Source organism: Adlercreutzia sp., from assembly GCF_056795635.1.
Genome location: NZ_JBQIIT010000004.1, coordinates 132705 through 156321 on the forward strand (window position 1 = coordinate 132705; position 23617 = coordinate 156321).

Sequence of the window (23617 nt, forward strand, 5' to 3'; positions counted from 1 at the left end):
ACGATTCGTCCCCTCATGCCGAGGAAGGTAAAAAGATGGATGCAGCAAGAACTCGAAAGAATGGCCTCGTATTCTTTTGCGCGCTAGGCCTCCTCCTTTACGCCTACGGCGTTGCCTCCGCTCGATACATCCCCTTCCATATCGAGGGCATCGCTCTTCCCCTCGACTTCATGGTCGGAATCCCGCTCGGCTTCTACCTGCTCGTGGTGAGGCCGAGGAAGCTCACGTTGCTCGCCGTCATCCCGGTCATCTGGATGGGATATGCGCTCAGCGTAGTCGCGCTCGGGTCGCCCGAGGCCGGCATCCTCCCGTACCTCCTCTCCGTATTGGTCCCGGTGGAGCTCGCCGTCGCAGTCAGGGAAGTCCGGAAGATCGTCAGGATCTACCGGACCGCCAAGGCGAGCAGCGACGACCCCATGGCGTGGTTCAAGGACACGATGCGCTACCTCGTGCGCAGGGACATGCCGGCGAGCATGACGGCGGCCGAGCTCAGCGTGTGGTACTACGCCCTCTTCTCTTGGCGGAAGAAGCCCTACGTGCTCCCAGATGAGAAGACGTTCGGCTACCACAACGCCGGCGGCTACATGAACATGATGCTCGGCCTTGCGCTCGCGTTCCCGGTGGAGATCATCGGCGTACACATGCTTGTGTCCCAGTGGAGCATCGCGGCGGCGTGCCTGGTCACGGCCCTCTCGGTCTACTCGGTCGTGTGGCTCGCCGGCGACGCGAGGGCCCGCATCATGCGACCCGTCGCAATCGGTGTTGACTGCGTTCGCCTGGAATGCGGCATCCAAATGCATGCCACGATTCCGTTCGCTGATATCGAAAAAGTCTGCTTCTCCGAGGACGACATCCGAGACATTGAGAAGTCGGACAAGCTCAACTACGGAACCTTCTATCAGGCGAACGTCTGGATCGTGTCGAAGCACCCAGTTGCCGTGCGCACGATGCTCGGTGAGAAGCGGGTGCGTGCTATTGGTATGAGCCTGGACGACCCTCACGCCTTCGCAAGCGCATTGGAAGAAGCTCTGTGAGCACCATGGGTCGCGCGCCGTTTCAAGTGCTCGTCTTCCTGCGGAGGAGCAATCACGGGACTGCCGAATACCTCTTGCTCCGACGTGCCGACATGGGCGTATGGCAAGGCGTCGCCGGCGGCGGCGAAGGCGACGAGACACCCGTCGAGGCAGCGATCAGGGAGACCGTGGAGGAGACGGGCGTGAGCGTCTCTAGCGTGATCGACCTTGAATCAGTAGAGATTCTGTCAGTGTTGGACGTTGCGGGGTTCTATCGCTGGGGGCATGACGTCGAGCTGCTCCCCGAGTACTCGTTCTTAGCGGACGTACCATTTGATACGCCAATCCAGCTCAGCTGCGAGCATACCGAATACCTCTGGTGCGATTTGCAGCAAGCGCTGGAGTTACTGGAATGGGATTCAAACAAAAGAGCGCTGAGCGCTGCACGACACCTAGAGTTTACGGGGTCAAATTGACCCCGTGCGCCTGAACAGGCGTTTCTCTCTGGAAACTCTCCAATGAGCTACGCCGGCTGGGCTTCGAGGTGGATCGACGATCGGTCCGCCAGCTCCATGTAGTCCGGGCCGAGCCAGAGCAACAGCTCCTCCTGCCTCACGATGAGCGGCATGCGGTGGTGGATGGGCACCATGTCGGCGTTCGCCTCGGTGGTGACCATTGAAAAGGCATCGCCCTTCCATGTGCAGCCGATGAGGATGATGTCCTGCCCGGGCACGCGGAACTCGTACTGGCGTTTGATGGGCTTACCGGTCTTGGGCGAAGGGAATGTCTCGCTCTGGCTGGATTCGAAGAACGCGGGCACCGGTATGACGCAGCGACGGTGCTCCATTGAGTCGCGCCAGGTGGGCTTCATGGCACTTTCGATGCGCGTGTTGAAGACCACACCGGGCTTCCACGACTCCTCGAAGCCCCAGGACAGATCGCGGGCGGCAAGGCTCCCCGGGCCCAGGTTCGGGGCGGGCTGCGCCGTGTCGAACGACGGCACGATGAGGGGCGCAAGCGACTTCGGGTACGCCTGCGGCTTTCGCGCAGGCCAGTCTGGCTCCAAGTTGAGCGGCGCGCCGACCTCGATCTGCCGCACGATTTCGAGAACCTCGTCGAATGTGAATATGACGCATCTTCCGCACATGGCAACATCGTAGCAGCCAGCCCGCGCGCCTGCGGGAACGGTAGCCGAATCGCAACCGGGATGCGCGCCACCGTCCCAGCATGGCCCGGCGGCGCCGATCCCCGACGGCCTACTCTCGGGCGACGATGAAGGCCGTGTCCTCGCGGATGTAGTTGTTCGCGTTCCAAGAGTAGTCGCCGTCGTGGTCGTAGTGCTCGACGTAGGGCACGCCTGCAAGCTCCGGCCTGTTGCGATTGCCCTCGCCGATGCCGACGACAGGGTACGTCTTCCAGCCGGACTCGTATTCGCGCATGAAGACGACGTCGCCGATCTCGACTTCGGACGTGGGAACCTCGACGGCATCGAGGAGATCGCCCAGGCGCAGGGCCTCGGGCATGGCCTCGTCGAAGCTTCGCAGCATCTCGTCGAAGTCGTATTCGCGCTGCTCGCGGGACTCCGGGATGTCGTGCCATCCGTTCACGTTCCAGTCCTCGTCGTAGGAGACCTCCCTGCGGCCGACAATCTTCCAGCCGTCGATGATGTAGACGCCGTTGTCTCCCTGGTCGCCGAGGTTCTTGAAGCGGTCGATGCCCACGCTCGTCGAGCAGCCGAAGAAATTGCACATCACCTGCGCGATCCGCGCCCAGCCGTAGTTGTCGGAGCTCGGGGGATGGTACCCCTGCAGCTCGCAATACCGAAGCAGCGGCTCCACGGTGTCGCGCCCGCCGTTCCAATGAAGGTATAGCGCCAGCTCCTTGTCCGGTGTCGTGATGACCGCCCTGTTTCCCATGGTCTTGCCTCCTTGGTCTAATGCGGCGAGCCCCTCGCTCACCGCCTCGTGACCAGATGGCCTGCGCTGGTTCTGCGCGCGCCGCAAGGATCAGAGCGCATGTCTTCGCGAAACCTGCACCACGTCATGGATGGGCGCATCGTCGCTTGTGCGGGTTTCGCGAGGAGATGAGCGCCTTGAGGCGTGACGCGGGTTCAGTGCGAGCGTTATCTGGATAGAGGCGTGTGAGGGGCCATGCCGCCAAGCAAGGAGGCGCTTGGAAACGGGCTGCACCGGCAAGCGGATTGGAGCCGCATATTAGAAATGGATGGGCGGGGCCCCGCGCCGCGTCGATATGAGCCGCTAGGAGACGAGCTCGTCCGGTACGATCTCCTCCACGAACCAGCGCGGGTCCTCGTAGTAGAGCTGGGTGATGCGCTCGCCGATGCGTATCGTGTAGCAGATGCCGTCGCCCCCGACCTTGCGCGACGAGGACCGGCGGACGCTGCGCACGTCGTCGATGGCGTAGGTCTTGCCGTCGTACCACTGGATAGAGAGCGGCCGAACGCGGCCGTCCTCGTCCATGCGGGCGGTGACGGACACGTAGCGCTTGCGCCAGCCGTCGGCTCCCTTCATGCCCGTCACCTCCTTCCTACCTCAGAAACCCGATCGGATGCACGGTGTTGTCCCGCTTGATGTCGAGGCCTCCCATCACCTCGTCGGTGAGCTCCACCGCGCGGTGCACGCAGCGGTTGCCGAAGCGGGACCTGAGCTCGTCGATGGCCAGGTCGAGCCTCTCGGCCCTGAGCGCCTCCTCGGCGTCGCCGAAGATGTCGCACTGCAGCGGGTCGTCCATCGAGGAGAGGTTGGTTGCGCGAACGTGGATGGCGCGGATGGCGTGCTCCTCGTCGAGCGGCTGGTTCGCCTCGATGAGCCCCATCGCGAGCTTCGCGACGTCCGAGGTCAGGCACGTCGGAATCCGCAGCGTCGTCTGCCTGGAGTACCCGGACAGATCCCCCGCGCGCCTCACGCCCACGGATACCGTGCGGCACCTGAGGCGCGACTCGCGCATCCTCTGGGTGACCGATTCGGAGAGAAGCCACACGAGCGCCTTCACGTCCGACTCGCACACGAGGTCGCGCGGGGCGGTGAGCCCGTTGCCGATGCCCTTCACCACATAGTCGACGTCGGCCTTCGCGAGATCCATCTGCCGAACCGGGCTCCCGTCGATGCCGTTGGCGAAGTCGCGCAGCATGAATCCGATCTTGCCGAAGCGCCTGCCGAGGAAGTAGTCGCCCGCATGTGCCAGGTCCCCTATGGTCTCGTAGCCCGCCGCGTGGAGCTTGCGGGCGGTGGCGGGGCCGACGTAGATCATCTCGGATGCCGCCATGGGCCAGGCGACATCGCGGTAGTTCTCGCGCGTGATCGAGACGATCCCGTCACCCGGGTCGGTGTCGCTTCCGAGCTTGGCGAACACCTTGTTCCACGACACGCCGACGGAGACCGTGAGCCCGAGCTCGTCCTTCACGCGGCCAGATATCTCATTCGCCACGAGCATCGCGTCGCCCCCGAAGAGCTGCAGGGAGCCCGTCAGGTCGATCCAGGACTCGTCGAGCCCGAAAGGCTCCACGAGGTCGGTGTACTCGTAGTAGATCATGCGGGCGAGGCGCGAGTAGCGCTTGTAGGCGGCGTAGTCCGGCGGCACGACGATGAGCTCCGGGCACTTCTGCCTGGCCTGCCATATCGCCTCCGCCGTCTTCACGCCGCAAGCCTTGGCCTCTCGCGACTTGGCGAGGATGATCCCGTTCCGGCGCTCCGGGTCGCCGGCGACGGCCACCGCCCTGCCGCGAAGGCGCGGGTCGAGGTGCTGCGCGACGGATGCGTAGAAAGCGTTCATGTCGATATGCATGATCACGCGCTCGCGCACGGAGCACCTCCTCATTGAATAGGAACATATGTTCGATTATGGGATATTCAATGATGCTACCCAAAGAAGGATTAGTCAATCGAACAGATTGTGTTTTTTGGGTTCGAGCGCCCGACCGACGCCGCGCGTCAACGTCCTGTACCGAGCTGGACTCGACTGAGACAAATTGTCCCAGTCGCGCTGAGCTGGGAAAACTTCGAAGAAATCGTCAATTTGGTCATGCGATGAAGACCTTGGGCATCATCGCGCCTGTCCCATGGAAGGTCATCAAGGGCAAGCCTGTCCAACGATAATTTAGACAGTGAACAAGGAGGCGACATGAACAACGACAAGATTTTCGAGTTCAGCTACGGCGGACTATTCAGCGGATACAGGGAGCTCTGCATAGTCGAAGAGGGCGGCCGCATCATCGCTCGCTACACGGAGTTTCCCCAGGCGGGCAGGGACCGCACGTTCGAGGTTTCCGGCGAAGACCTAGAAGAGCTTGAACGGGCGCTGGAGGGCGCTGGCGTGCGCGGGTGGTTTGCAAACTACTGGAATCCCGTGCTCGACGGGACGCAGTGGAGCCTCACCTTCGAGGGCAGGACGCATGAGGGGTCGAACTGCTACCCCGAAGGCTTCGGAGCCCTCTCTTCATTCCTCGCTGACAGGTTCGATATGCCGGGATGCGAGCCCGAGGAGTGCTTCGTCGAAAGGCCGGGCGAGATCGACCCGCGCGAGCACATCGCGCTCTACCTGAATCGCGTCGGAGACGGACGCGAACAACAACGCATGGACGCCGACGAGCTCGAAGAGCACATGGAGGACATGAGGATGACCGCAAGCGAGATGCGCGCCGACATCGACGCGCTCGCCGACGCAGCGCCAAGGTTCCGGAGATACTCGGAGATCATCGAGGATGCCGGTATCGAGCCGAGCCTCCAGCGCATGAGGGAACTCGACGTGCGCGATCTCGACGCCGACGTCATCATCGCGATGATGGCCTTCATCTACCGAGCAGACAGGTGGGACGGCTACAGCGAGGACTTCCTGGAATGCGTGACCGACGGAACGTTCGACAGATGGCTCGAAGCACTGTCCGAAAAGCTGGCACGAGAATGGTGAGCCGCATGGGTGCCACGGGGACTCCGAAGCCGGGTGCCCGGAGATTCTGCCTCTGCGCCACAGGTGAGATCGGCTACTACATCGCTTGCGACCTCGATGAGGGAAGGCTGCGGTTCTGGGAGGAGACGAGGAGCCGAGGCTATTCGTCCCTCCTTCTTAGCGAGAACAGAGAAGAGCGGCGCGCCGCCTTCGAGGTCATCCGCAGGCACGCGGAATCCGAGTACTGCGTTGGCGTGGAGCTCACCGAACGGCAGACAGCTAACATGGAGAGCCTCCTCACGCCTGATTGCATAGAATCCATGCGGGGGATAACAAACGACTCCATGGCACAGCGCTCCCAATACTTCTGCTATCGCGACGGATGGTCGCTCAGCTTCTACGCGGAGGGCGACGACGGTCTGCCGCCTCTCTCCCTCAACGGAATCACCTGGTGCTCCTTCATGGACGACGAGCTCCCATTCGAGCTGCTTGAGTCATACGTTGGGTCTGAGATCCTCAACAACCGTTGCGAGGCGTTCCCTTACGACGTGTCCCACAAGGCGATTCCTGAGAAAACGAGGCAAATCGTCACAAAGGCGCTCGAAGTGGGTATGGAGGCGATCGACGAGGTCCTCTGGTACGGAACAAGGCGTTTGCTCGTCGAGCTCGACAATACGGAAATCGGAAGGCACCTCAGCTACGAGCTGTCTGATGATTCTTTCACCATACGGTACGGAAACGAGATTTCTCGAGGATGCAAGTTGTACCAGCGCCCGGCTTGCGAGAAGGTCTTTGGCAGACGACATGTCTTTCAGGAGTGACCCTGATAAGGTTACAGATCGGCAGCATCGCATATTAAACCTTCATATTCAAGCAGGGTGTACCATGGATGCACATCTTATATTCGCATAGGAGCATAGTATGTACGCATCGCCGTGTTCGTTCGCGAATGCGGCAGGCAGGATGACCGACTACGAGACGACGCGCAGGAAGGAGGGCGTGATGAACAAGATCAAACTGCCCTCCCACCACTTCCTCGCGAGCATTCAGTCGAAGGAACCGCGAGCGGCGATGATAGAGCCATGACGCGATTCCGCGAAACCTGCAAATAGCCTCGACTAGCCGTCGGGGCTTTTTTATTCACTAGAGCAGGGTCACAAGCGACGGCGAAAGCCCCGATGTGTGCTTTTTGCGGAAGACGTGCTTAGGGACGCTTAGGGACGCTAAACCGCAACTTCACGTTTGCCGACGTTGCGAAGCCCTGCAACCATCTGCGAATGCGCAGCGCTCAATTGCGCTCAACTCGAATCAACCGCATTCCCGCAGGAGGTCATGAAATGAAGATCGAACAAAGGCAACCAAAATCTGCCCCCGACGCCCCAATGGCGACATCTCCAGAAAACGCTGCACCGGTAGAAGAAGTCGAGGGGCTCCTCGACGTCGGATACGTGGCGGCAAAGCTGAAGGTGTGCAAGGCGACCGTGTACAAGATGGTCAAGGAAGGAGCGATCGAGGCCGTGCACCTCAATCGCCTGGTGCGCATCACGCCGAAAGGATACAAGCAGCTCCTTGAGAAGACATCAGGTAAGGGGCGCTGAGGGAATTCCAGTCCGCTGAACCTGCTCGCGAGCAGACAGGACTATTTGAACCATGACAGAAACCAACGCGACAGAGACCAAACACCAGGTGCCGATCCAAGACATCTACTCGCCTCATGAGGCAGCAGCCCTGCTCGGGATGAAGGTGAACCGGATCTGGGACCTCGCGAGGGGCGGAGACGACCCGTTCCCCCTGCGCAGGCTCTCCGGCATGAAGCGGGGATCGATCGTGTTCAGGGATGAGATGCTCGAATGGGCGCGGCGCAACTTCGGCCTCGTCTCGGACGGGCGGAAACGATGAGCGCAAGCGAGGATCGTGACAGCGACGGCGCGTTCCTCATCGTCCACCCGTTCATGTGGCGCGAGCTTGGGCTGAAGGGGGTTCAGCTGCTCGTGTTCGCGCGCGTCTACGGCTTCTGCAAGGGAGGCGGCAGCTTCTACGAGAGCCGGAGGAACACAGCGGCGTACCTGGGCATCTCGGAGCGCTCCGTCATACGCGCCATCGGCGAGCTGGCAGACGACGGACTCATCGCCGAGGACGAGCTCGCTTGGGCGCTGGACGGCTGCTCGACCCGGAGCTACCGGCTTGGACCCGCCGTGCTTCCTCCCAGCGATGACAAATTGGCACCCCCTGACACAGGTCGCATAAACGCTGCTACCTCAAGTGACAACCCGTCATCCGATGGGGTGAAAAGCTGGCACCTGATAAGTAAAGAAGAAAACAAAGGGTTCTAAAAAGAAAGGCAAGAGCGAATGAGCGACATGCAGAGACGGAGGGGCATGAAGGTGCTGACCTACTCGGAGGCGAAAGAGCAGGGGCTGGATGTTCCTACGCCTGATCCCATCGTATGCGAATGGTGCGGGAGCACCTTGGAGCCGATCGGCATGACGGGATTCCAGGGGGCGTTCCACTGGATAGGGGCCGAGCCATGCGGTTGCGACGGCGCGGCCAAGCAGCGGGAGGAGGAGGCCGAGCGAGAGGAGCTGGAGGCCAAGGCACGGCAGAGGGAGGCATTCGTGCGCTGCGGCGTCAAGCGCAGGTTCCTCGATGCGACGATCTGCCATGCCTCGCTCTCGAACTACCTCGACGGCTTCTCAGAAAGCCCCGGGGTCGGCCTGTACATATGCGGACCATCGAGGGCGGGAAAGACCTACTCGGCATCCGCGATTGCTATGGCATTCTGCGCGTCCGGATACCGGACGATCATCACCACATCCCTCTCGATGCTCGACGCGGTGAAGGCGAGCTTCGACGGCGATGCCAAGCACGGCATAGCCAGATTCGCCTCGTGCGACATCCTCATCGTCGATGACCTCGGCAAGGAGAACGCCAACTCATGGGTGATGACAACGCTGTTCCAGATCATCAATGAGCGCTACGAGGCGATGAGGCCGACGATAGTCACCTCCCAGTACATGCCCGACGAGCTTATGAGGCGCATGTCGCGCAACGGCGAGCGCGAAAGCGCCGTCGCGATCACCGAGAGGCTCAAGGAGACCTGCCGCCTCATACGCCTGCCCAGGCGGACAAATGTGAATCTGATGGAGGAAGTGCTTAGGGACGCTTAGGGACGCTTAACCGCAGGTCGACGTCGTCGTCGCTGCAACGTCTGGCCTATAAAGCACCTAAGCGGCGGGGATAGCAGACGCCAGCCGAAACGCAACGCAGACGAGAAACGGGCCGAGACAACCACGCGACCCCGCCGCGCCCTTCAGATCGAACGGCTGGAAACACAGAAGCAGAGGATGAGGAAATGTACAACATGGCACCGGCAACCCCGGAAGAGCAGAAGAGCCTTGAGGAGGCATGCCAGAAGAACGGCTGGCTCAAACGAGGCGGCTTTGCTTGGCAGGACGACCCATACCTTGAGGAGTACCCCTACGAGTTCGACAGGTGCTTCTCGATGGACGACCTCTCGGACTTCCTCAAGGCGGGCAACTGGGCGATCCGACAGGGCGTCATCTACGGCGACCTCGCCTTCATACAACAGGTCGACGGCGGCGACGAGTGGTGGACGCTCAAGCAGGACGGCCCCGACTGGGTGCCCTTCGAGTCGCTCAGCCTTCAGGCGATAGCCAAGGAGCGCTCGGAGCTCGTGCGCTATGTCGCCGGAATGCGGATCGCCACCGTCGACGAGTGCAAGCACCTCGACTACCTGCCGATAAGCGCAGGGCTTACCTGGGGTGGGAACGCCTTTCCCTACCTCGACGACGGCTCAGTCATAGCCAGGGGCGAGAACTTCCTCATGTCGGTGGAGGGCAACTACCTGGGCAAGATGCTCACCTTCAAGGGCATAGACCTGATCGACATCCCCGAGGAGGAGCAAGAGGGCATGACGCTCCTGCAGGCCATCAACGCCCAGCTCAAGGCGTACGAGGCGCAAACAAAAGAGCCCGCGACCCCGACCCTGGAGCAGCGCAGCCAGGAAGCGAGGCTCGCCGCTGAGCACCAAGGCAAAGCCGAACGCGCAAGCGATGCGCGCTCGAACGAGAGATAGACGAAGGAGGCAGGAAATGGCAAGCGATTTCGGAGACGAGTCGGGGGAGAAGCTCTTCGACTGGTTCCTCAGGATGGGCCAGGACATGAGCGAGGAGGCGCTCCGCGCCTCGGCCGAGAGGCTCAAAGGCGCGATCCAGAACCTTCGCGGGAACCTGGAAGACGCCGCCCCGCAGCAAGACGAGGAAGTGCGCGAGTTCGCGCGCCTCGACATGTCCGAGTTCGAGGAGCTCCCCGACTACGAGAGCCTAAAAGCGATCATCGGCGAGAGGCTCGACGATGCGGCCATCGAGCACGACTTCGCGAAGGTCGACGGCCACGACCACCTGGTGTTCCGCATCGCGGACGCGCCGGAGGTCGACGAGGTGTTCGCCGGGCTTGAGCAAGATGTGGATGCAGAGCTTGAGCGCGCCTGCGAGGCGCGCGAGATCGAGCTCACGGAGGCCCGCGACCAAGAGCCCCTTGAGGACAAGGCCAAGGCAGCCCGCGAGGCATCGAAGGCCGCCCATGAGGCGAAGGACGCCGCGCGCGAGGTCGAGCGGGTCGAGGTGAAGAGCCGATGAGGGCGGAGCTCTCGCTCATCGCAGCGCTCTCCGCCATCGCGTTCCTCGCAGGAGACGCCGCCACGGCCGTCCTCTTCGCCATGGGCAACTCGGAGGGCGACGTCGCAAGCGCCGCCCTGTCCATGGCGCAAAGCGGTACCCTGCTGTCCCTAGAGCCCCTGCCACTCGCCATAGGCGCGGCATGCGCCTGCGCGGTCTGGCTCGTATGGGTGCGCTGGTGGGAGCGTCGCGGCCGCTACCGCAAGGGCGAGGAGCACGGGTCGGCGCGCTGGGCGACGCAAAAGGAGATGGAGGCGTTCTCGGACAGGAAGGACGCCGACAACAACATCCTGCTCACCGAGCACGCCAAAATCCGCCTCATCGACAAGTCCCACGACCAGAGGACCGAGACGAACAACAACGTTCTCGTCATAGGCGGCCCCGGCACCGGCAAGACGCGCTACTTCGTGAAGCCCAACCTCATGCAGCTCAACGCCAACTACTTCATCACCGATCCCAAGGGCACGCTCATCCACGACATGGGGTGGGTGCTCGAAGACGCCGGATACGAGATCCGCACCTTCGACACCATCGACTTCACCCGGTCCCTCCACTTCAACCCCATCGAGTACATCAAGGGCGAGGCGGACACGCTCCGTTTCGTGGAATGCCTCATCCGCAACACCACAGGAGACGACCAGCACTCAGGCGACCCCTTCTGGGAGAACGCCGAGAAGCTCCTCTACACCGCGCTCATCTCGTACCTTCTGCTCCACTGCCCCGAGGAGGACCATAGCGTCCCAGGGCTGCTCTCGCTCTTGGCGCTCGCCGACGCGCGCGAGGACGACGAGGACTACATGAGCCCGCTCGACATGCTCTTCCACGAGATAGAGACCGGCGAGAGGCTCATGAGGGTGGCAGAGTCGAGCGGCTACGACATCTCATCGCGAGAGTTCCAGCCGGCATCGAGCGGCTATGCCTGGGTGAAGGTCGCGAAGCCCGTCCGTCCGGAGGACGACTTCGCGCTCGCGAGCTACAAGCAGTTCAAGGTGGCCGCCGGGAAGACCCTGAAGTCGATCATGGTCTCGTGCAACGTGCGCATGAAGCCCTTCGACATCGCCGAGATGAAGGAGCTGCTCGCCTACGACGAGATGGCGCTCGACCACCTGGGGGACGCGCGCGCCAAGGTGGCGGTCTTCTGCTCGATGTCGGACACGGACTCCACCTTCGACTTCGTCTTCGCGCTGCTCATGCAGCAGGCGCTCGACACCCTCTGCGAGGCGGCGCTCTCGCGCTTTTCGGGCGCTCTCCCCAGATGCGTGCACTTCGTGTTCGACGAGTTCGCAAACATAGGCACCATCCCAGACTTCGAGCGGATGATCACGGTGACTCGAAGCCGCAACATCGCGGTGTCCATGATCTGCCAGTCGCTCTCCCAGCTCGACGAGAACTACGGGGAGAACAACGCGGCGACCATCATGAACGCCTGCGACACGCTGCTCTACCTCGGGGGCAAGTCGGCGGACACAAACCAGAAGATCGCGGACATGATCGGCAAGCAGACAGTGGCCAACGTCTCCGTGAACGACTCGCGCGGCGCGAACCCCACCTACACGCACAACTACGGGCTCATCGAGCGCGACCTCATGCAAGCGAGCGAGGTGTCCCGCATGCCCCGCGACCAGGCGCTCGTCCTCATCAACGGCGCGCAGGCCTACCTGGACAAGAAATACCCGCTGGATGCGCACCCGAGGCGAGAGTCGCTTGAGGCCGCGAGCAAGCGCGGCGCATTCGACTTCAAGCGGTATCGCGCGCGGAGGGAGGGGATGCTCATGGGCGAGTGAGTAAGCTGCGGCAGGCTAAGCCTCCAAGTACCGGCAATGATTCCACGCACCACCGGTCGCCGCAGCCAATCAAGACGCAAAGGAGCGCATCGCGCCCTTCGCAACTACCAATTATACCCTCGCCCACAAGGGCCCCATTCCACTTCAGGGGCGCATGCGGGCAATCAAGACGCAAAGGACAAAGAACATGCTCGCAAACATCATCAGCCTGGTTTCCGGCTGCGTGACCTTCCTCGGCGGTTTCCTCGTCGTATGGGGCGCGGTAAGCCTGGGACTGGCGATCCGTGAACAGCAGGGAGGCAGCCAGATCGCCTCCGCAATTTCCACCATCGCGGGCGGCGCGATCATCATCGCCGCAGCGGTCTACTTCGGGATGCTAGACACATCCTGGCTCCCATCGTAGGGGCGTGGTCGCCATGTCACTGCAGATCCCCATACAGAAGGACATCGGCGAATACGAGGAGAAGATCGTCGGCAAGCTCTCCTTCCGCACGCTCGTGTGCGTGGCAGGAGGCTTCGGCTCGGCGATCCTCGTTGCAGCCCTATGCCACTTCTGGATAGGCATCGAGGTCGCAGACGCCGCATTCCCCGTCATGTGCGCATCGATCCCGTTCTGGCTCGCCGGTTTCTGGCGGCCCTTCGGCATGCACGCGGAGAAGTTCGCGCCGCTGCTCGCTAACCACCACCTGAAAGACCAGAAGCTGCTCTACTCGTGCCCCGCCGCCCCCGACCTCCAGAAGGCCGAGGCGGGTAGGCCCACAAGGCGCGCGAGAAGGGCAGCCCGACGCAAAGGAGCTGAAGGCAATGAGCCATCCCGATAAGAAGACATCTGATCCAAGGAAGCGAAAGGAAGAGAAGAAGGCGCTCAAGGGCAAGCGGAAGGCGGCTCGGAGCAAGGCCAAGTCGCATGCTGGCGCTGGGATGCTGCGCCAAATGATGGGTGGCTCATCGAACGCCGACCGCAGCAAGAAGGCGCACGAGGAGAAGGTCGCGGGCCAGAAGAGGGCGCGCGCCGCCGCGCGAGACATATCCTCCTTCATCGGCTACGACGCCATCTATCGCGACGGCATCGCCCAGGTCGAGGAGGGGCTCTTCTCCCAAACCGTCGAGTTCGCCGACATCTCCTACCAATCGGCGCGCAAGGAGAGCCAGCAGAACATCTTCACCGTGCTCTCCTCGCTCTACAACTACTTCGGCGCGGATTCCTCCGTGCAGCTCACCATAGCGAACGTCCCGATCCCCGACGAGGAGATCGGCAACAAGCGCTTCTTTCCGGAGTCCGGCCAGGACACGGCGAGATACGCCCGGGAGTACAACCAGATCTTGAACGACAAGATGCGCGAGGGCGTCTCGAACCTCACTCGCCACCGCTACCTCACCTACATGGTGGGAGCTGCCGACGTAGACGAGGCCGTACCGAAGCTCGCCCGAATCAAGGGTGACGTCACCGACACGCTCTCGCGCATCCGCTGCGAGGCGCACGCGCTCGACGGCACCGAGCGGCTGCGCGCGATCCAGTCGCAGCTGCGCCCACGATCGCCCTTCACCTTCTCATGGGACAAGATCAGCCCGAGATCGAACGTGCGCACCAAGGACCTCATCGCACCGGCGCTCATAGACTTCAAGCCGGACGGTCGCTCGGACATCTTCAAGGTCGACAAGACGTACGGCTGCGTGCTCTCGATCCGCACGTTCGGCTCGATGCTTGAGGACCACTACCTCGCCAACATCATCGACCTGCCGATGCCGCTCTCGGTGAACCTCCACATCCAGCCCATCGCCCAATCAGACGCGCTCGCGCTCGTGAAGCGCCAGCTGGACTGGATGGACAAGGAGATCATCGACGAGCAGATGAGCGCGATGAAGAAGGGCTACGACTACACGATCCTGCCGCCCGAGCTTCGGTACTCCAAGGAGGAGGCGGAAGAGCTCCTGGACTTCCTGCGCAACAAGAACGAGCGCCTCTTCGTATACACAGGGCTCGTCTACACCTACGCCGACACGGTGGAGGAGCTTGAGCGCCAGGTCGAGCAGATCATCTCGGTCGGGCAGGGCAACTCCCTCGGCATCGAGCCCCTCTACTACCGACAGCGTCAGGCGCTGAACTCGGTGCTGCCCTTGGGGCTGAACCACATAGACGTCACCCGCTACCTCACCACGGGCCAGATCGCCATGCAGATGCCCTTCGCCTCGTTAGAGCTCAACCAGGAGGGAGGCGGCTACTACGGGCAGTCCAAGCAGTCCGGCAACCTCGTCATCTGCAACCGCAAGAAGCTTGCGAGCCCCATGGGGTTCGTCTGCGGCAAGCCGGGCTCCGGCAAGTCGTTCTCGGTGAAACGCGAGATCACCAACACCGTGCTCGCATACCCCGACGACGAGATCATCATCTTCGACCCGGCCGGAGAGTACGGGAACCTCATCGAGGCCCTGGGAGGCGTGAACGTGCGGCTAGCGCCCGATGCCGACACGGCATTGAACCCCTTCGACCTCACCGACGTCGAGGGCCGCGCCGACGCCGCGCAGCTCGCGTTCAAAATCGATGCCTTCTTGGCCTTGTCCTCTGCCATGATGGCGGAGTCGTCAGAGGGGCTTCCCGAGGCGGACAAGTCCATCATCACGCGCTGCGTCGAGGCGGCGTACGCAAGGCATGCCGAAGACGGCGCGACTCCGACGCTCACCGACTTCCACGGGATACTGCTGGAGCAGCCCGAGGCCGAGGCGCGCGACATAGCCCTCCGCTACGAGCGCTACGTCACAGGGGCGCTCTCCTTCTTCAACCGGCAGTCCAACATCGGATTCGCGAACCGCATCACCAACATAGACCTGCACGACCTCTCCACCAACATGCGCGTCTTCGGAATGCTCACAGCTCTAGAGACCGTGAGGAACCGCATGTACGCGAACTTCGAGCGGGGGGTGACCACCTGGCTCTACATCGACGAGGTGCAATCGCTCTTCGGCCATCCCACCATCATCGACTACTTCGCGAAGTTCTGGGCGGAGGGGCGCAAGTTCAACCTCATCTGCACGGGCATCTCCCAGAACACCTCCCACATGCTCACCCATGAGCGCGCGCGGACGATGGTCCTCAACTCGGACTTCTGCCTGCTGCACAAGCAGGCGGCCCAGGACCTCGCATCGTGGGCGGAGATGCTCTCGCTCTCCGCTGCCGAGAAGGAGTACATCGACGAGTCGATCAAGGCAGGAGAAGGCCTTCTCGTGGCGGGAGGAGCGCGCGTGCCCATCCGGGACGACTTCCCCAAGGGCCTGCTCTACGACCTCTTCAACACCAAGCCGGAGGAAATCGCGCAGCTAAAGCGCGCCAAGGCCTTCAACGACAACGCCAGGAAGGGCGCTTGATCATATGGATGCAAAGGAGCTCGTACAGGACAGCAGCGCCATCTCAGACATCGTCACCGCACGCAAGGTCGATGCCGTGAGCGCAGGGATCGTCAAGGACGACGAGTCCCAGAAGCTCTCCGTGCTCACAAAGCGGGAAGACGCGCTCGGCGTGCGCACGCCGAGAAAGCGCGACAAAGCCAACAGGACAGCGCGCGCAAAGCAGGCTGTGCCTGCATCGAGTTCGGGCGCTGAACCCAAAGACCTCGAATCGTCCAACGAATACGCCGAGCCGACCGATGCGAAGGACAAAGCGCTGCGCGCCCGCCAGATCGCAATGCGGGAAGCAGTGTCCGAGCTCGACGACACCGACGAGTTCGAGGGTACCCAAGGCGCATACGATGCCGGGAGGACGACCAAGCGCGCAGCGAGCTATGCACGAAACGCACGCAAGAGCGATGCTGCAAGCGCTGCTGGCAAAGTCGAAGGATCCGCCAAGCGCGCAAGCGCCCTGGGTGCCAAGAAGTCAGGGGCTGCCAGGGCGTCAGGGGCGAGCGGCGCACAGGCGCAGGCGACGCGACACGCCGCAGCGCAAGCTGCGGGAACGGCCGTCAAGGCTTCCGCATCGACGTCTGGGAGCACGGCGGTCGCGGGCACGCTCGGTGGAAGCGGTCTCGCCGCAGCGGGCGGGGTCCTCTGCGGTGTCATCGCCTTCGTGCTCATAGCCCTCCTCGTGGGCCAGATGGTATCGGCGCTCTTCGGGTTCTGGGACGCCGAGGACAAGAAGCGCTCCATGGAGGGCCTTCCGCCCTACATCACCTACGAGATGGTCGAGGAGGCCATCCGCTGCCAGGAGGAGTACGGGCATCCCGCAGGCTGCACCATCGCCCAGATCATCGCGGAGTCCGGCCAGGGCGACTCCATGAGCCAACTCGCGACGCGCGACCACAACCTCTTCGGCATGAAATGGGCGGCGAGCTTCGCCTCCGCCCCCGAGGTCGCTGGCAAGGCGGGATGGTCCACCAAGGAGGAGTACTCGCCCGGCGAGATCACCACCATCACCGCGTACTTCACGGTGTTCAAGGGCGACGTCGAGTGCATACGCTTCCGCAGCCGCGTGTTCCTGCAGGCGTCCCACTACCGCAACAACGCGCTCATCCGCGAGGCGATATCGGAGAAGTCGTCCGACAAGATGGCAGAGGGCCTGAAGGACGCGGGCTGGGCCACGAGCTCAAGCTACGTGGAGAGCCTCAAATCCATCATGGACACCTACGACCTGCGCCGCTTCGACTCGATGAGCGCAGACGACCTTGAGCGCGGGGCGCTCTCGGGCGACGCGATCGTGCAGGCCGCCTACAGCCAGCTCGGAGTGCCCTACGTGTGGGGCGGCTCCACGCCGGGCGTAGGCCTCGACTGCTCGGGCCTCACGCAGTACTGCTACGCGAAGGCCGGCATCCAAATACCGAGGCAGTCGGAGGCCCAGGCCGCCTTCGGCAAGAAGGTCCCAATCTCGCAGGCGAGCCCGGGCGACATCCTCTGGAGGCCGGGGCACGTGGCCATATACATCGGAGGAGACCAGTACATCCACGAGCCGCACTCAGGTGCGGTCTGCACCATCGCAAGCGGCGCGTCGTACTTCACGAGCGCCATCAAGATCAGATAGGGAAAGGATCCAGACATGACAAGGAAGAACAAGATCATGGCAGCCGCAGCGGCGGTAGCGCTGCTCTTGCTCGTGGGGTCGGGCGTCGCGCGTTGCACCCTCGCGACCGAGGACATCCAGGAGGCAGAGAGCGCCGAGGCGGTGCTGCAGGAGGAGGCTGACGTCAAGGAAGAAGAGCAAGCCGAGGCTGCCGACATCGACGAGACCGCCGACATCGACGAGGTCTCCGGCCTCGCGGGCCTCGTCGGCACCTCATGGGTGGGAGCGGACGACCCGACGCTCACGCTCGCCATCGTCGACGGAGCGTTCGTCGAGGGCAAGGAGGGCAGCAACACCGTCACGTACTTCACCGTCGACTCCGAAGAGGAGTCAGACGGGGGCATCACGGCCACCGTCCTCGCCTCCAAGTCCATGACCGAGGCGGCGAGCCCCGTGCTCGTCACGGTACACGAGGCGGCGGGGCGCACCCTCATCGAAAGCGATGCCCTTGCCGCCAAATACGCCTCCGTTCAGACCGAGCCCAAGTCGCTCACCTTCACGGGCGTGACCAGCAAGCTCGAAGAGTCGCTCGGCGTCGACGCCGCGAAGGTCGAGGCCGCCGTCGCATCACGCGCCGCAGCGGTCTCGCCCGATGCCGCCCGCGCGATATGGGACGCCGAGGTGTGGATCGACTTCGCCAACAGCACCGCCACCACGAGCTTCACGCTCGACGACGGGGCGTCCACCATCGTGTCGGTGACGAGGAACGCCGACGGCTCCATCGAGGCGCTCTGATCGGCATGCAAAGGATCAAGTCACTGCCCCGCAACAGGGCCTTCCCATACGCGTTCGCGATCACGCTCGCCGTTCTCGCCGCGCTGCTCGTCCCCGCCCAGCCCGCCTGGGCGTCCATCGCAGACGACATCAACTCGTGGCTCTGCGGCGTGCTCCGCGACTGGTGCAACTGGATCTTCGGCGCGCAGACCGACGTAATGAGGTCCCTCGGTGCCGAGGGCGTGCTCTCCGCGCCCTTCGCGACCATGCTCACGACCGCAGGCGACGTGTCCATGTACGACATCGCGCGCGGAGTCTGGCAGGTCGCCATCGTGCCCATCGGCTGCGGCGTGCTCGGGCTCGTCTTCACCTTGAAGCTCATCGAGATATCGCAGCGCATGGACGGCAACCAGGCGATGCCGGGCGTGAAGGAGGTCGTGTTCCTGCTCGTATTCTTCGCCGTGTTCCTCTTCCTCATCCAGCACAGCTTCGACCTCATGGCCGCAATCTACGAGGTCGTGGGGCTCGCCATCGACCGCGTCGAGGCGCTCTTCGGCACGGGAGGGGCACTCGACATGGCTGCGGTGTCCGTCGTGACCACAGACGACGACCTCTCGGCGCTTCTCGCGCTGCTGGTCGTGGCGATCATCAGCTGGCTGGTGGTGCTGATCGCCTACATCGTCGCGCTCGTCGTCTGCTGGGCGCGCGCCATCCAGCTCTACATCATGGCGGCCTTCTCCCCGATACCGCTCGCGTTCCTCGGCTTCGACCAGACGCGCCAGATCGGCATCGGCTACCTCAAGAGCTTCGGGGCGGTCTGCATAGCGGGCCTCATCATCCTCGTGCTCCTCATCAGCTTCCCCGCGATCCTCGGCGGCATCGTCGCCGTGAACCCCGGTACCGGCACGCCGATAGACGCCATCGCGAACGGCCTCACCTACGCGCTGCAGTACCTCGCCATGTGCATCCTCCTCGTGCTCTCGCTCGTGAAGAGCGGAAGCTGGGCGCGCGACATCGTGAGCGGATTCTAGCGACATGCCCGGCCGAAAGGAGGTGGTGCCTATGGGCTAGGCGCATCAGCAGTACCACGGGCCATTCCACTAAAGGCCCGAAGAGACCAATCAAGACGTAAAGGAGCTTCACAAATGGAAGACAAGAAGCACGTGTACCTGACAATGCACGAGAAGTTCGTGCGGGAGGACATCTCCTACATCGACCAGAGGACCGGCGAGGAGAAGACCTTCAACTCGGTGACCCTGCCGAAGAACACCGTCATCGACGGAGTGGATGTCGGCTACTACCAGTTCAGCCCCTTGTTCGTGAACCCCTCACGCTTCAAGGGGGAGCACTTCCGCGACATCCCCCTCCTCGCGGAGCGGGAGGTGTGGCTCACCCGCACCCAGCTCGACGAGAACGGAGGCCCCGTCAAGGACGAGGGCGGGAAGGGCGTGAAGGACATCGTGAAGGTCATGCCCGCCGCCCTCAAGGAGGCAGTCGACAAGGGCCGCAAGGAGTTCCTCGCCTCCCTCGACGACAAGGCGAAGGACGCCCGCGAGGCGTCCCGGAACCAGGACCGCAGCGAGCGCGCTGCCGAGCCCGTCGCACGTTAGGGGGCATCATGGAAAAGACCATGGAAGCAGCGATGACATCGAAGGTGGTCAGGTGCGTCCTGGCCATCCTCATCGCGGCATCGACGGCCTTCGGGGCCGTCACCGCCTCGGGCGGCAAGGCCTTCGGGGCAGAGTCCGCCAACCTCACCGTCGGCGGCAAGATTCACTACGCCGGATACACCACGACGTGGATGTACGCCGACGGGGAGATCGCCTACTGCGGCAACCCGTCCGCAGCGACGCCGCCTGCGGGCAATTACTCCAAGTCGTCCATAAGCGCCCCGTCGGGAAGGAACGCCGAGACGGTAGCGGACCTCTGGTTCGGGTATGGGAGCCCGGGGTTCGACAAGAGCCTGTGGCCCTCCACGTGGTATGACGGGAGCGCGATGACGGATTCCCGCTACGCGGCGCTCGCGCACATCCTGCTCTCGGACACGTTCTCCTCTAACGGCGACTATGCGCTCTTCGGCTGCAATGCGGAGTTCAAGTCCTGGTGCCGTCAGAACGTGATCGGCTTCGACTCGTCGGGCAATATGTGCAACGCCAACGCGACGGGCCGACTGATCGCGGCGCGCCAGGGCGAGGTGCCGAAGAACTTCGAGGCGTTCATGCTCTATACGGGGGCCGGGAACCAGCTCATCCTCTCGTTCAAGTACATTCCCTACGGCGAGATCGACCTCGTGAAGGTGACCGAGAACCCCTCCATGTGCGAGGGAAACCCGCTCTACTCGCTCGAGGGAGCGGAATACACGGTCTACTCAAACGAGGGCCTCACCGAGAAGGCGGGCGTCATCGTCACCGACAAGCAGGGCTACGGCAAGCTCGGCGAGCTCTTCGAGGGCGACTACTGGGTCATGGAGACCAAGCGCGCTCCGGGGCATGCCCTCGACCCAACCGTCTACAAGACGCACGTGACCCCCGATGAGACCACGCGCGTGAACACGCGCACCGTCTCGGACATCGCCCAGTCAGATCCGGTCGGCATGCTCGTCGGCAAGATAGACGGCCAGACCGGAGAGTCCGTCGCGCAAGGTGACGCAACGCTCGAAGGCGCGCTCTTCACGGTGCGCTATTACGCTGGAGACTACTCGACGGCACAGGCCGCAGAGGCATCGGGCGAGCCTGCGCGCACCTGGGTGTTCGAGACCGATGCCGATGGGTTCGCATACTACGCGGAGGAGTACAAGCACTCCGGCGACGCCCTCTTCTACCAGACCAACGGCGACGCCTCCATCCCGCTCGGCACCATCCTGATCCAGGAGACGCGAGCGCCGCAAGGCTACAACCTAGATGACGGCCACGGCGGGGACCCGAAGGTCTTCTGCGTACGCATAACCGAGGGAGGTGCCCAGGGCGAGAGCGTCTACACCTACAACTCGCCCCAGATCCCCGACCGCGTGAAGCACGGAGACTTCCGCCTCGTCAAGGAGGTCTCGACCACGGTCTACTCCGAGCCCGACGGGGACATGCCCCAAGAGGTCAACCGCTACCTGGTGCCGGGCGTGAAGTTCGAGCTCTACAACGCATCCGAGCATGCGGTGGTCTCTCCCGAGACGGGCAAGCTCGTCGAGCCGGGCAACCGCGTATGCACGATCGTCACCGACGACAACGGCCTCGCGACCACGCTCGACGACCACGCCAAGGTCAACGGCTGGAGCAAGCCGGCAGACTGGACGGGGGCGCTGGCCTACGGCACCTACACCGTGCACGAGGTCATCCCCGAGCACGTCGCCGAGGCGTTCAAGGCCAAATGGGGCAAGGACCTGATCGCCGTGCCCGATTGGAAGACGATCATCTCCGAGGAGGGCCAGTACGACCCGCCCCAGCTCGTGAACAACCACATCCCGCAGACGCCGCTCAAGATCGAGAAGGTCGATGCCGAGACCGGCAAGCGCATCCCGCTGCCCTGCAGCTTCCAGCTCCTCGACGCGAACGGCGACCTCGTAACCTACACCTCGCACTATCCCGACACCCAGGTGCTCGACACCTGGACCGCGAACGAGCGCGGCGAGCTGACGCTGCCCATGCTCCTTGAGCAGGGCGACTACACGCTCGTCGAGGTCGAGGCACCTTTCGGATATGTGAAGGAGCTTGAGGGTAAGGTCTTCACGGTGGGAGCCGAGTACAAAGGCTGGGACGACCCGCTCGTCGTAGAGTTCTCGGACATGCCCCAGAAGGCGACCATCACGGTAGCCAAATCTGACGGGTGGACGGGAGAGCCGGTCGAGGAGTCCGTCTACATCGTGAAGGCGGCGGAGGCCATCATCACGCCCGACGGCACCGTGCGCGCCACCGAAGGCGAGATCGTCGCCACGCTCACGACCGGCGCGGATGGAAAGGCCACGAGCCCTGAGCTCTACCTCGGCACCTACACGGTCTACGAGGCGAAGGCCACCGACGGCTACGCGCTCGACGTGGCCGAGAAGACCGTCGTGCTCGACTATGCAGGCCAGGACGTCGCGGTATACGACCACGAGGAAGCCGTCACCGACCTTCCCACCGACCCCGAGCTATTGAAGGTCGACGCGCTCGACCACGATGCGGCGCTCGCTGGCGCTAAGTTCCACATCTGGAACGACGAGGGCACCTTCGACGAGGAGCTGGTGACCGACGAGGAGGGCAAGATATCGCTCGCCTACGCCAAGCACGGAAGCTACCACATCCAAGAGGTCGAGGCACCCGAGGGCTACGCCATCACCGACGTCGACGAGGAGGGCAACCCGACCGTCGTCGATTTCAAGGTGAACGACCAGGGCATGATCGAATGGGACGACACCGGCTCGATGGCTCAGGCCTACACCTTCGAGCTAGAGAACATGCCGAAGACCATGAAGACCACGGCCACTGACCCCGAGAACGGGGCTCATGAGACCCAGGCGCGGGATGACCTCACCATCGTCGACACGATCGAATACACCGGGCTCGTCCCCGGAAACGAATACACCGCGACAGGCGTCCTCATGGACAAGGCAACAGGCGAGCCTGCAACGGACGACGATGGCAAAGGGATCACGGCATCCTCCACCTTCGTAGCCGAGGATTCTTGCGGAACGGTGGACGTTACCTTCACGTTCAAGGGCGCGAGCCTTGCTGGCAAGTCGCTCGTCGCGTTCGAGACCATGGTGTTCGAGGGCGTCGAGTACATGGTCCACGCAGACATCGACGATGTGGACCAGACCGTCGCCGTGGTGGACATCGCCACGCAGGCGCGCGACGGCATAACGGACACGAGCGAGGGCACTTGCACCGAGAACGGCGTCCTCATCGACACAGTGGCCTACACGGGTCTCACTCCGGGCAAGGAGTATCGCATCTTCACCACCCTCATGGAGAAGGCGTCGGGAGCCGCACTGACAGGGGATGACGGTTTGCCGAGGGTCGGCATGACCACGTTCACCCCCGAGACGCCCAACGGCACCATCGACATCACCGTCAGCCTCGACACGCGCGAGCTAGCAGGCAAATCGATCGTCTTCTTCGAGAAGCTGACCGATGAGAGCGAAACCATCATCGCTGTCCACGAGGACATAGACGACGAGGGGCAGACCGTGACCTTCCCCGAGGAGGTGCCCGAGCCCGAATCGCCCGGCAAGGGTTATCCCAAGACAGGCGGCTTCGCTGAAGTCGACCCTGTGGCCGCAAGCCTCCTCGTCATCGCCATCTGCGGCTGCGCCGGAGCGGGATATGCCTATATTCGCCGCTCCCGCAACACGGCAAAGGCCATAGACGCGCTCGAAAAGGAGGTCATCGAGAGCGCGGACGAATCTTAGCTCGCAGCTAAGGAACATCGCTGTCGGCGAACCTTAGCTGGCAGCTAATCCCCAAAGGAGCGGGCCTTCCGATCGGCCCGCTC

At 63.1% G+C, this 23617-nt stretch carries 24 protein-coding genes; 20 read left to right on the forward strand and 4 right to left on the reverse strand.

Annotated features, from left to right (window positions below; translation table 11 throughout):
- Positions 1-35 precede the first annotated feature (35 nt).
- Positions 36-1034: a hypothetical protein gene (locus ACTOXK_RS03740; protein ID WP_482277556.1), complete on the forward strand. Its 999-nt coding sequence runs from the start codon at positions 36-38 to the stop codon at positions 1032-1034.
- A gap of 5 nt (positions 1035-1039) precedes the next feature.
- Positions 1040-1489 (forward strand): NUDIX hydrolase, encoded by a 450-nt coding sequence (locus ACTOXK_RS03745; protein WP_482277616.1) that lies wholly within the window; start codon positions 1040-1042, stop codon positions 1487-1489.
- Between the two features lie 47 nt (positions 1490-1536).
- Here the strand turns inward: ACTOXK_RS03745 and ACTOXK_RS03750 are convergent, their stop codons facing one another.
- The 4 genes from ACTOXK_RS03750 to ACTOXK_RS03765 form a co-directional block, all read right to left on the reverse strand.
- A complete protein-coding gene (locus tag ACTOXK_RS03750; RefSeq protein WP_482277557.1) occupies positions 1537-2160 on the reverse strand; it encodes an SOS response-associated peptidase in 624 nt (207 codons plus the stop codon).
- Positions 2161-2269: 109 nt separating this feature from the next.
- Positions 2270-2929 carry a hypothetical protein gene (locus tag ACTOXK_RS03755; protein ID WP_482277558.1) on the reverse strand — a complete coding sequence of 220 codons (660 nt, stop codon included), beginning with the start codon at positions 2927-2929 and terminating at the stop codon, positions 2270-2272.
- A 342-nt stretch (positions 2930-3271) separates the two neighbouring features.
- Positions 3272-3544: a hypothetical protein gene (locus ACTOXK_RS03760; RefSeq protein WP_242165006.1), complete on the reverse strand. Its 273-nt coding sequence runs from the start codon at positions 3542-3544 to the stop codon at positions 3272-3274.
- 16 nt (positions 3545-3560) lie between these two features.
- Entirely contained in the window at positions 3561-4835 is a 1275-nt protein-coding gene (locus tag ACTOXK_RS03765; RefSeq protein ID WP_482277559.1) for a Y-family DNA polymerase, read from the reverse strand.
- 318 nt (positions 4836-5153) lie between these two features.
- Between ACTOXK_RS03765 and ACTOXK_RS03770 the strand changes: the two genes are divergently transcribed.
- The 18 genes from ACTOXK_RS03770 (at position 5154) to ACTOXK_RS03855 (ending at position 23534) form a co-directional block, all read left to right on the forward strand.
- A complete protein-coding gene (locus ACTOXK_RS03770) occupies positions 5154-5939 on the forward strand; it encodes a hypothetical protein (RefSeq protein WP_482277560.1) in 786 nt (261 codons plus the stop codon).
- A 5-nt stretch (positions 5940-5944) separates the two neighbouring features.
- Positions 5945-6739, forward strand: coding sequence for a hypothetical protein (locus ACTOXK_RS03775; RefSeq protein WP_482277561.1), 795 nt, complete (start codon positions 5945-5947; stop codon positions 6737-6739).
- A 100-nt stretch (positions 6740-6839) separates the two neighbouring features.
- On the forward strand, positions 6840-7004 hold the full coding sequence (locus ACTOXK_RS03780; RefSeq protein ID WP_482277562.1) for a hypothetical protein: 165 nt from the start codon (positions 6840-6842) through the stop codon (positions 7002-7004).
- Positions 7005-7255: 251 nt separating this feature from the next.
- Positions 7256-7516, forward strand: a complete 261-nt coding sequence (locus tag ACTOXK_RS03785) for a helix-turn-helix domain-containing protein (RefSeq protein ID WP_160325008.1) — start codon at positions 7256-7258, stop codon at positions 7514-7516.
- 52 nt (positions 7517-7568) lie between these two features.
- A complete protein-coding gene (locus ACTOXK_RS03790) occupies positions 7569-7817 on the forward strand; it encodes a helix-turn-helix domain-containing protein (RefSeq protein ID WP_160325009.1) in 249 nt (82 codons plus the stop codon).
- Positions 7814-8251 (forward strand): hypothetical protein, encoded by a 438-nt coding sequence (locus tag ACTOXK_RS03795; RefSeq protein ID WP_482277563.1) that lies wholly within the window; start codon positions 7814-7816, stop codon positions 8249-8251. The genes ACTOXK_RS03790 and ACTOXK_RS03795 overlap by 4 nt, the downstream gene beginning before the upstream one ends.
- An 18-nt stretch (positions 8252-8269) precedes the next feature.
- Entirely contained in the window at positions 8270-9085 is an 816-nt protein-coding gene (locus ACTOXK_RS03800) for an ATP-binding protein (protein ID WP_482277564.1), read from the forward strand.
- A 185-nt stretch (positions 9086-9270) separates the two neighbouring features.
- Positions 9271-10014, forward strand: a complete 744-nt coding sequence (locus ACTOXK_RS03805) for a hypothetical protein (RefSeq protein WP_160325012.1) — start codon at positions 9271-9273, stop codon at positions 10012-10014.
- A gap of 16 nt (positions 10015-10030) precedes the next feature.
- On the forward strand, positions 10031-10576 hold the full coding sequence (locus ACTOXK_RS03810) for a hypothetical protein (RefSeq protein WP_160325013.1): 546 nt from the start codon (positions 10031-10033) through the stop codon (positions 10574-10576).
- Entirely contained in the window at positions 10573-12399 is a 1827-nt protein-coding gene (locus tag ACTOXK_RS03815; RefSeq protein ID WP_482277565.1) for a VirD4-like conjugal transfer protein, CD1115 family, read from the forward strand. Before ACTOXK_RS03810 ends, ACTOXK_RS03815 begins: the two co-directional genes overlap by 4 nt.
- A gap of 187 nt (positions 12400-12586) precedes the next feature.
- Positions 12587-12802 (forward strand): hypothetical protein, encoded by a 216-nt coding sequence (locus ACTOXK_RS03820; RefSeq protein WP_160325015.1) that lies wholly within the window; start codon positions 12587-12589, stop codon positions 12800-12802.
- 13 nt (positions 12803-12815) lie between these two features.
- Positions 12816-13220 (forward strand): PrgI family protein, encoded by a 405-nt coding sequence (locus ACTOXK_RS03825; protein WP_160325016.1) that lies wholly within the window; start codon positions 12816-12818, stop codon positions 13218-13220.
- 100 nt (positions 13221-13320) lie between these two features.
- The gene (locus ACTOXK_RS03830) at positions 13321-15759 is read left to right on the forward strand and encodes a VirB4-like conjugal transfer ATPase, CD1110 family (protein ID WP_160325037.1); all 2439 of its coding nucleotides are present in this window, start codon (positions 13321-13323) and stop codon (positions 15757-15759) included.
- Positions 15760-15763: 4 nt separating this feature from the next.
- A complete protein-coding gene (locus tag ACTOXK_RS03835; protein ID WP_482277566.1) occupies positions 15764-17401 on the forward strand; it encodes an NlpC/P60 family protein in 1638 nt (545 codons plus the stop codon).
- A gap of 15 nt (positions 17402-17416) precedes the next feature.
- The gene (locus ACTOXK_RS03840; protein ID WP_482277567.1) at positions 17417-18175 is read left to right on the forward strand and encodes a hypothetical protein; all 759 of its coding nucleotides are present in this window, start codon (positions 17417-17419) and stop codon (positions 18173-18175) included.
- A gap of 5 nt (positions 18176-18180) precedes the next feature.
- On the forward strand, positions 18181-19185 hold the full coding sequence (locus tag ACTOXK_RS03845) for a VirB6/TrbL-like conjugal transfer protein, CD1112 family (protein WP_482277568.1): 1005 nt from the start codon (positions 18181-18183) through the stop codon (positions 19183-19185).
- 114 nt (positions 19186-19299) lie between these two features.
- Positions 19300-19764: a DNA gyrase gene (locus ACTOXK_RS03850; protein WP_161471215.1), complete on the forward strand. Its 465-nt coding sequence runs from the start codon at positions 19300-19302 to the stop codon at positions 19762-19764.
- Positions 19765-19772: 8 nt separating this feature from the next.
- Positions 19773-23534, forward strand: coding sequence for a VaFE repeat-containing surface-anchored protein (locus ACTOXK_RS03855; protein WP_482279851.1), 3762 nt, complete (start codon positions 19773-19775; stop codon positions 23532-23534).
- The last annotated feature ends 83 nt before the right edge of the window (positions 23535-23617 follow it).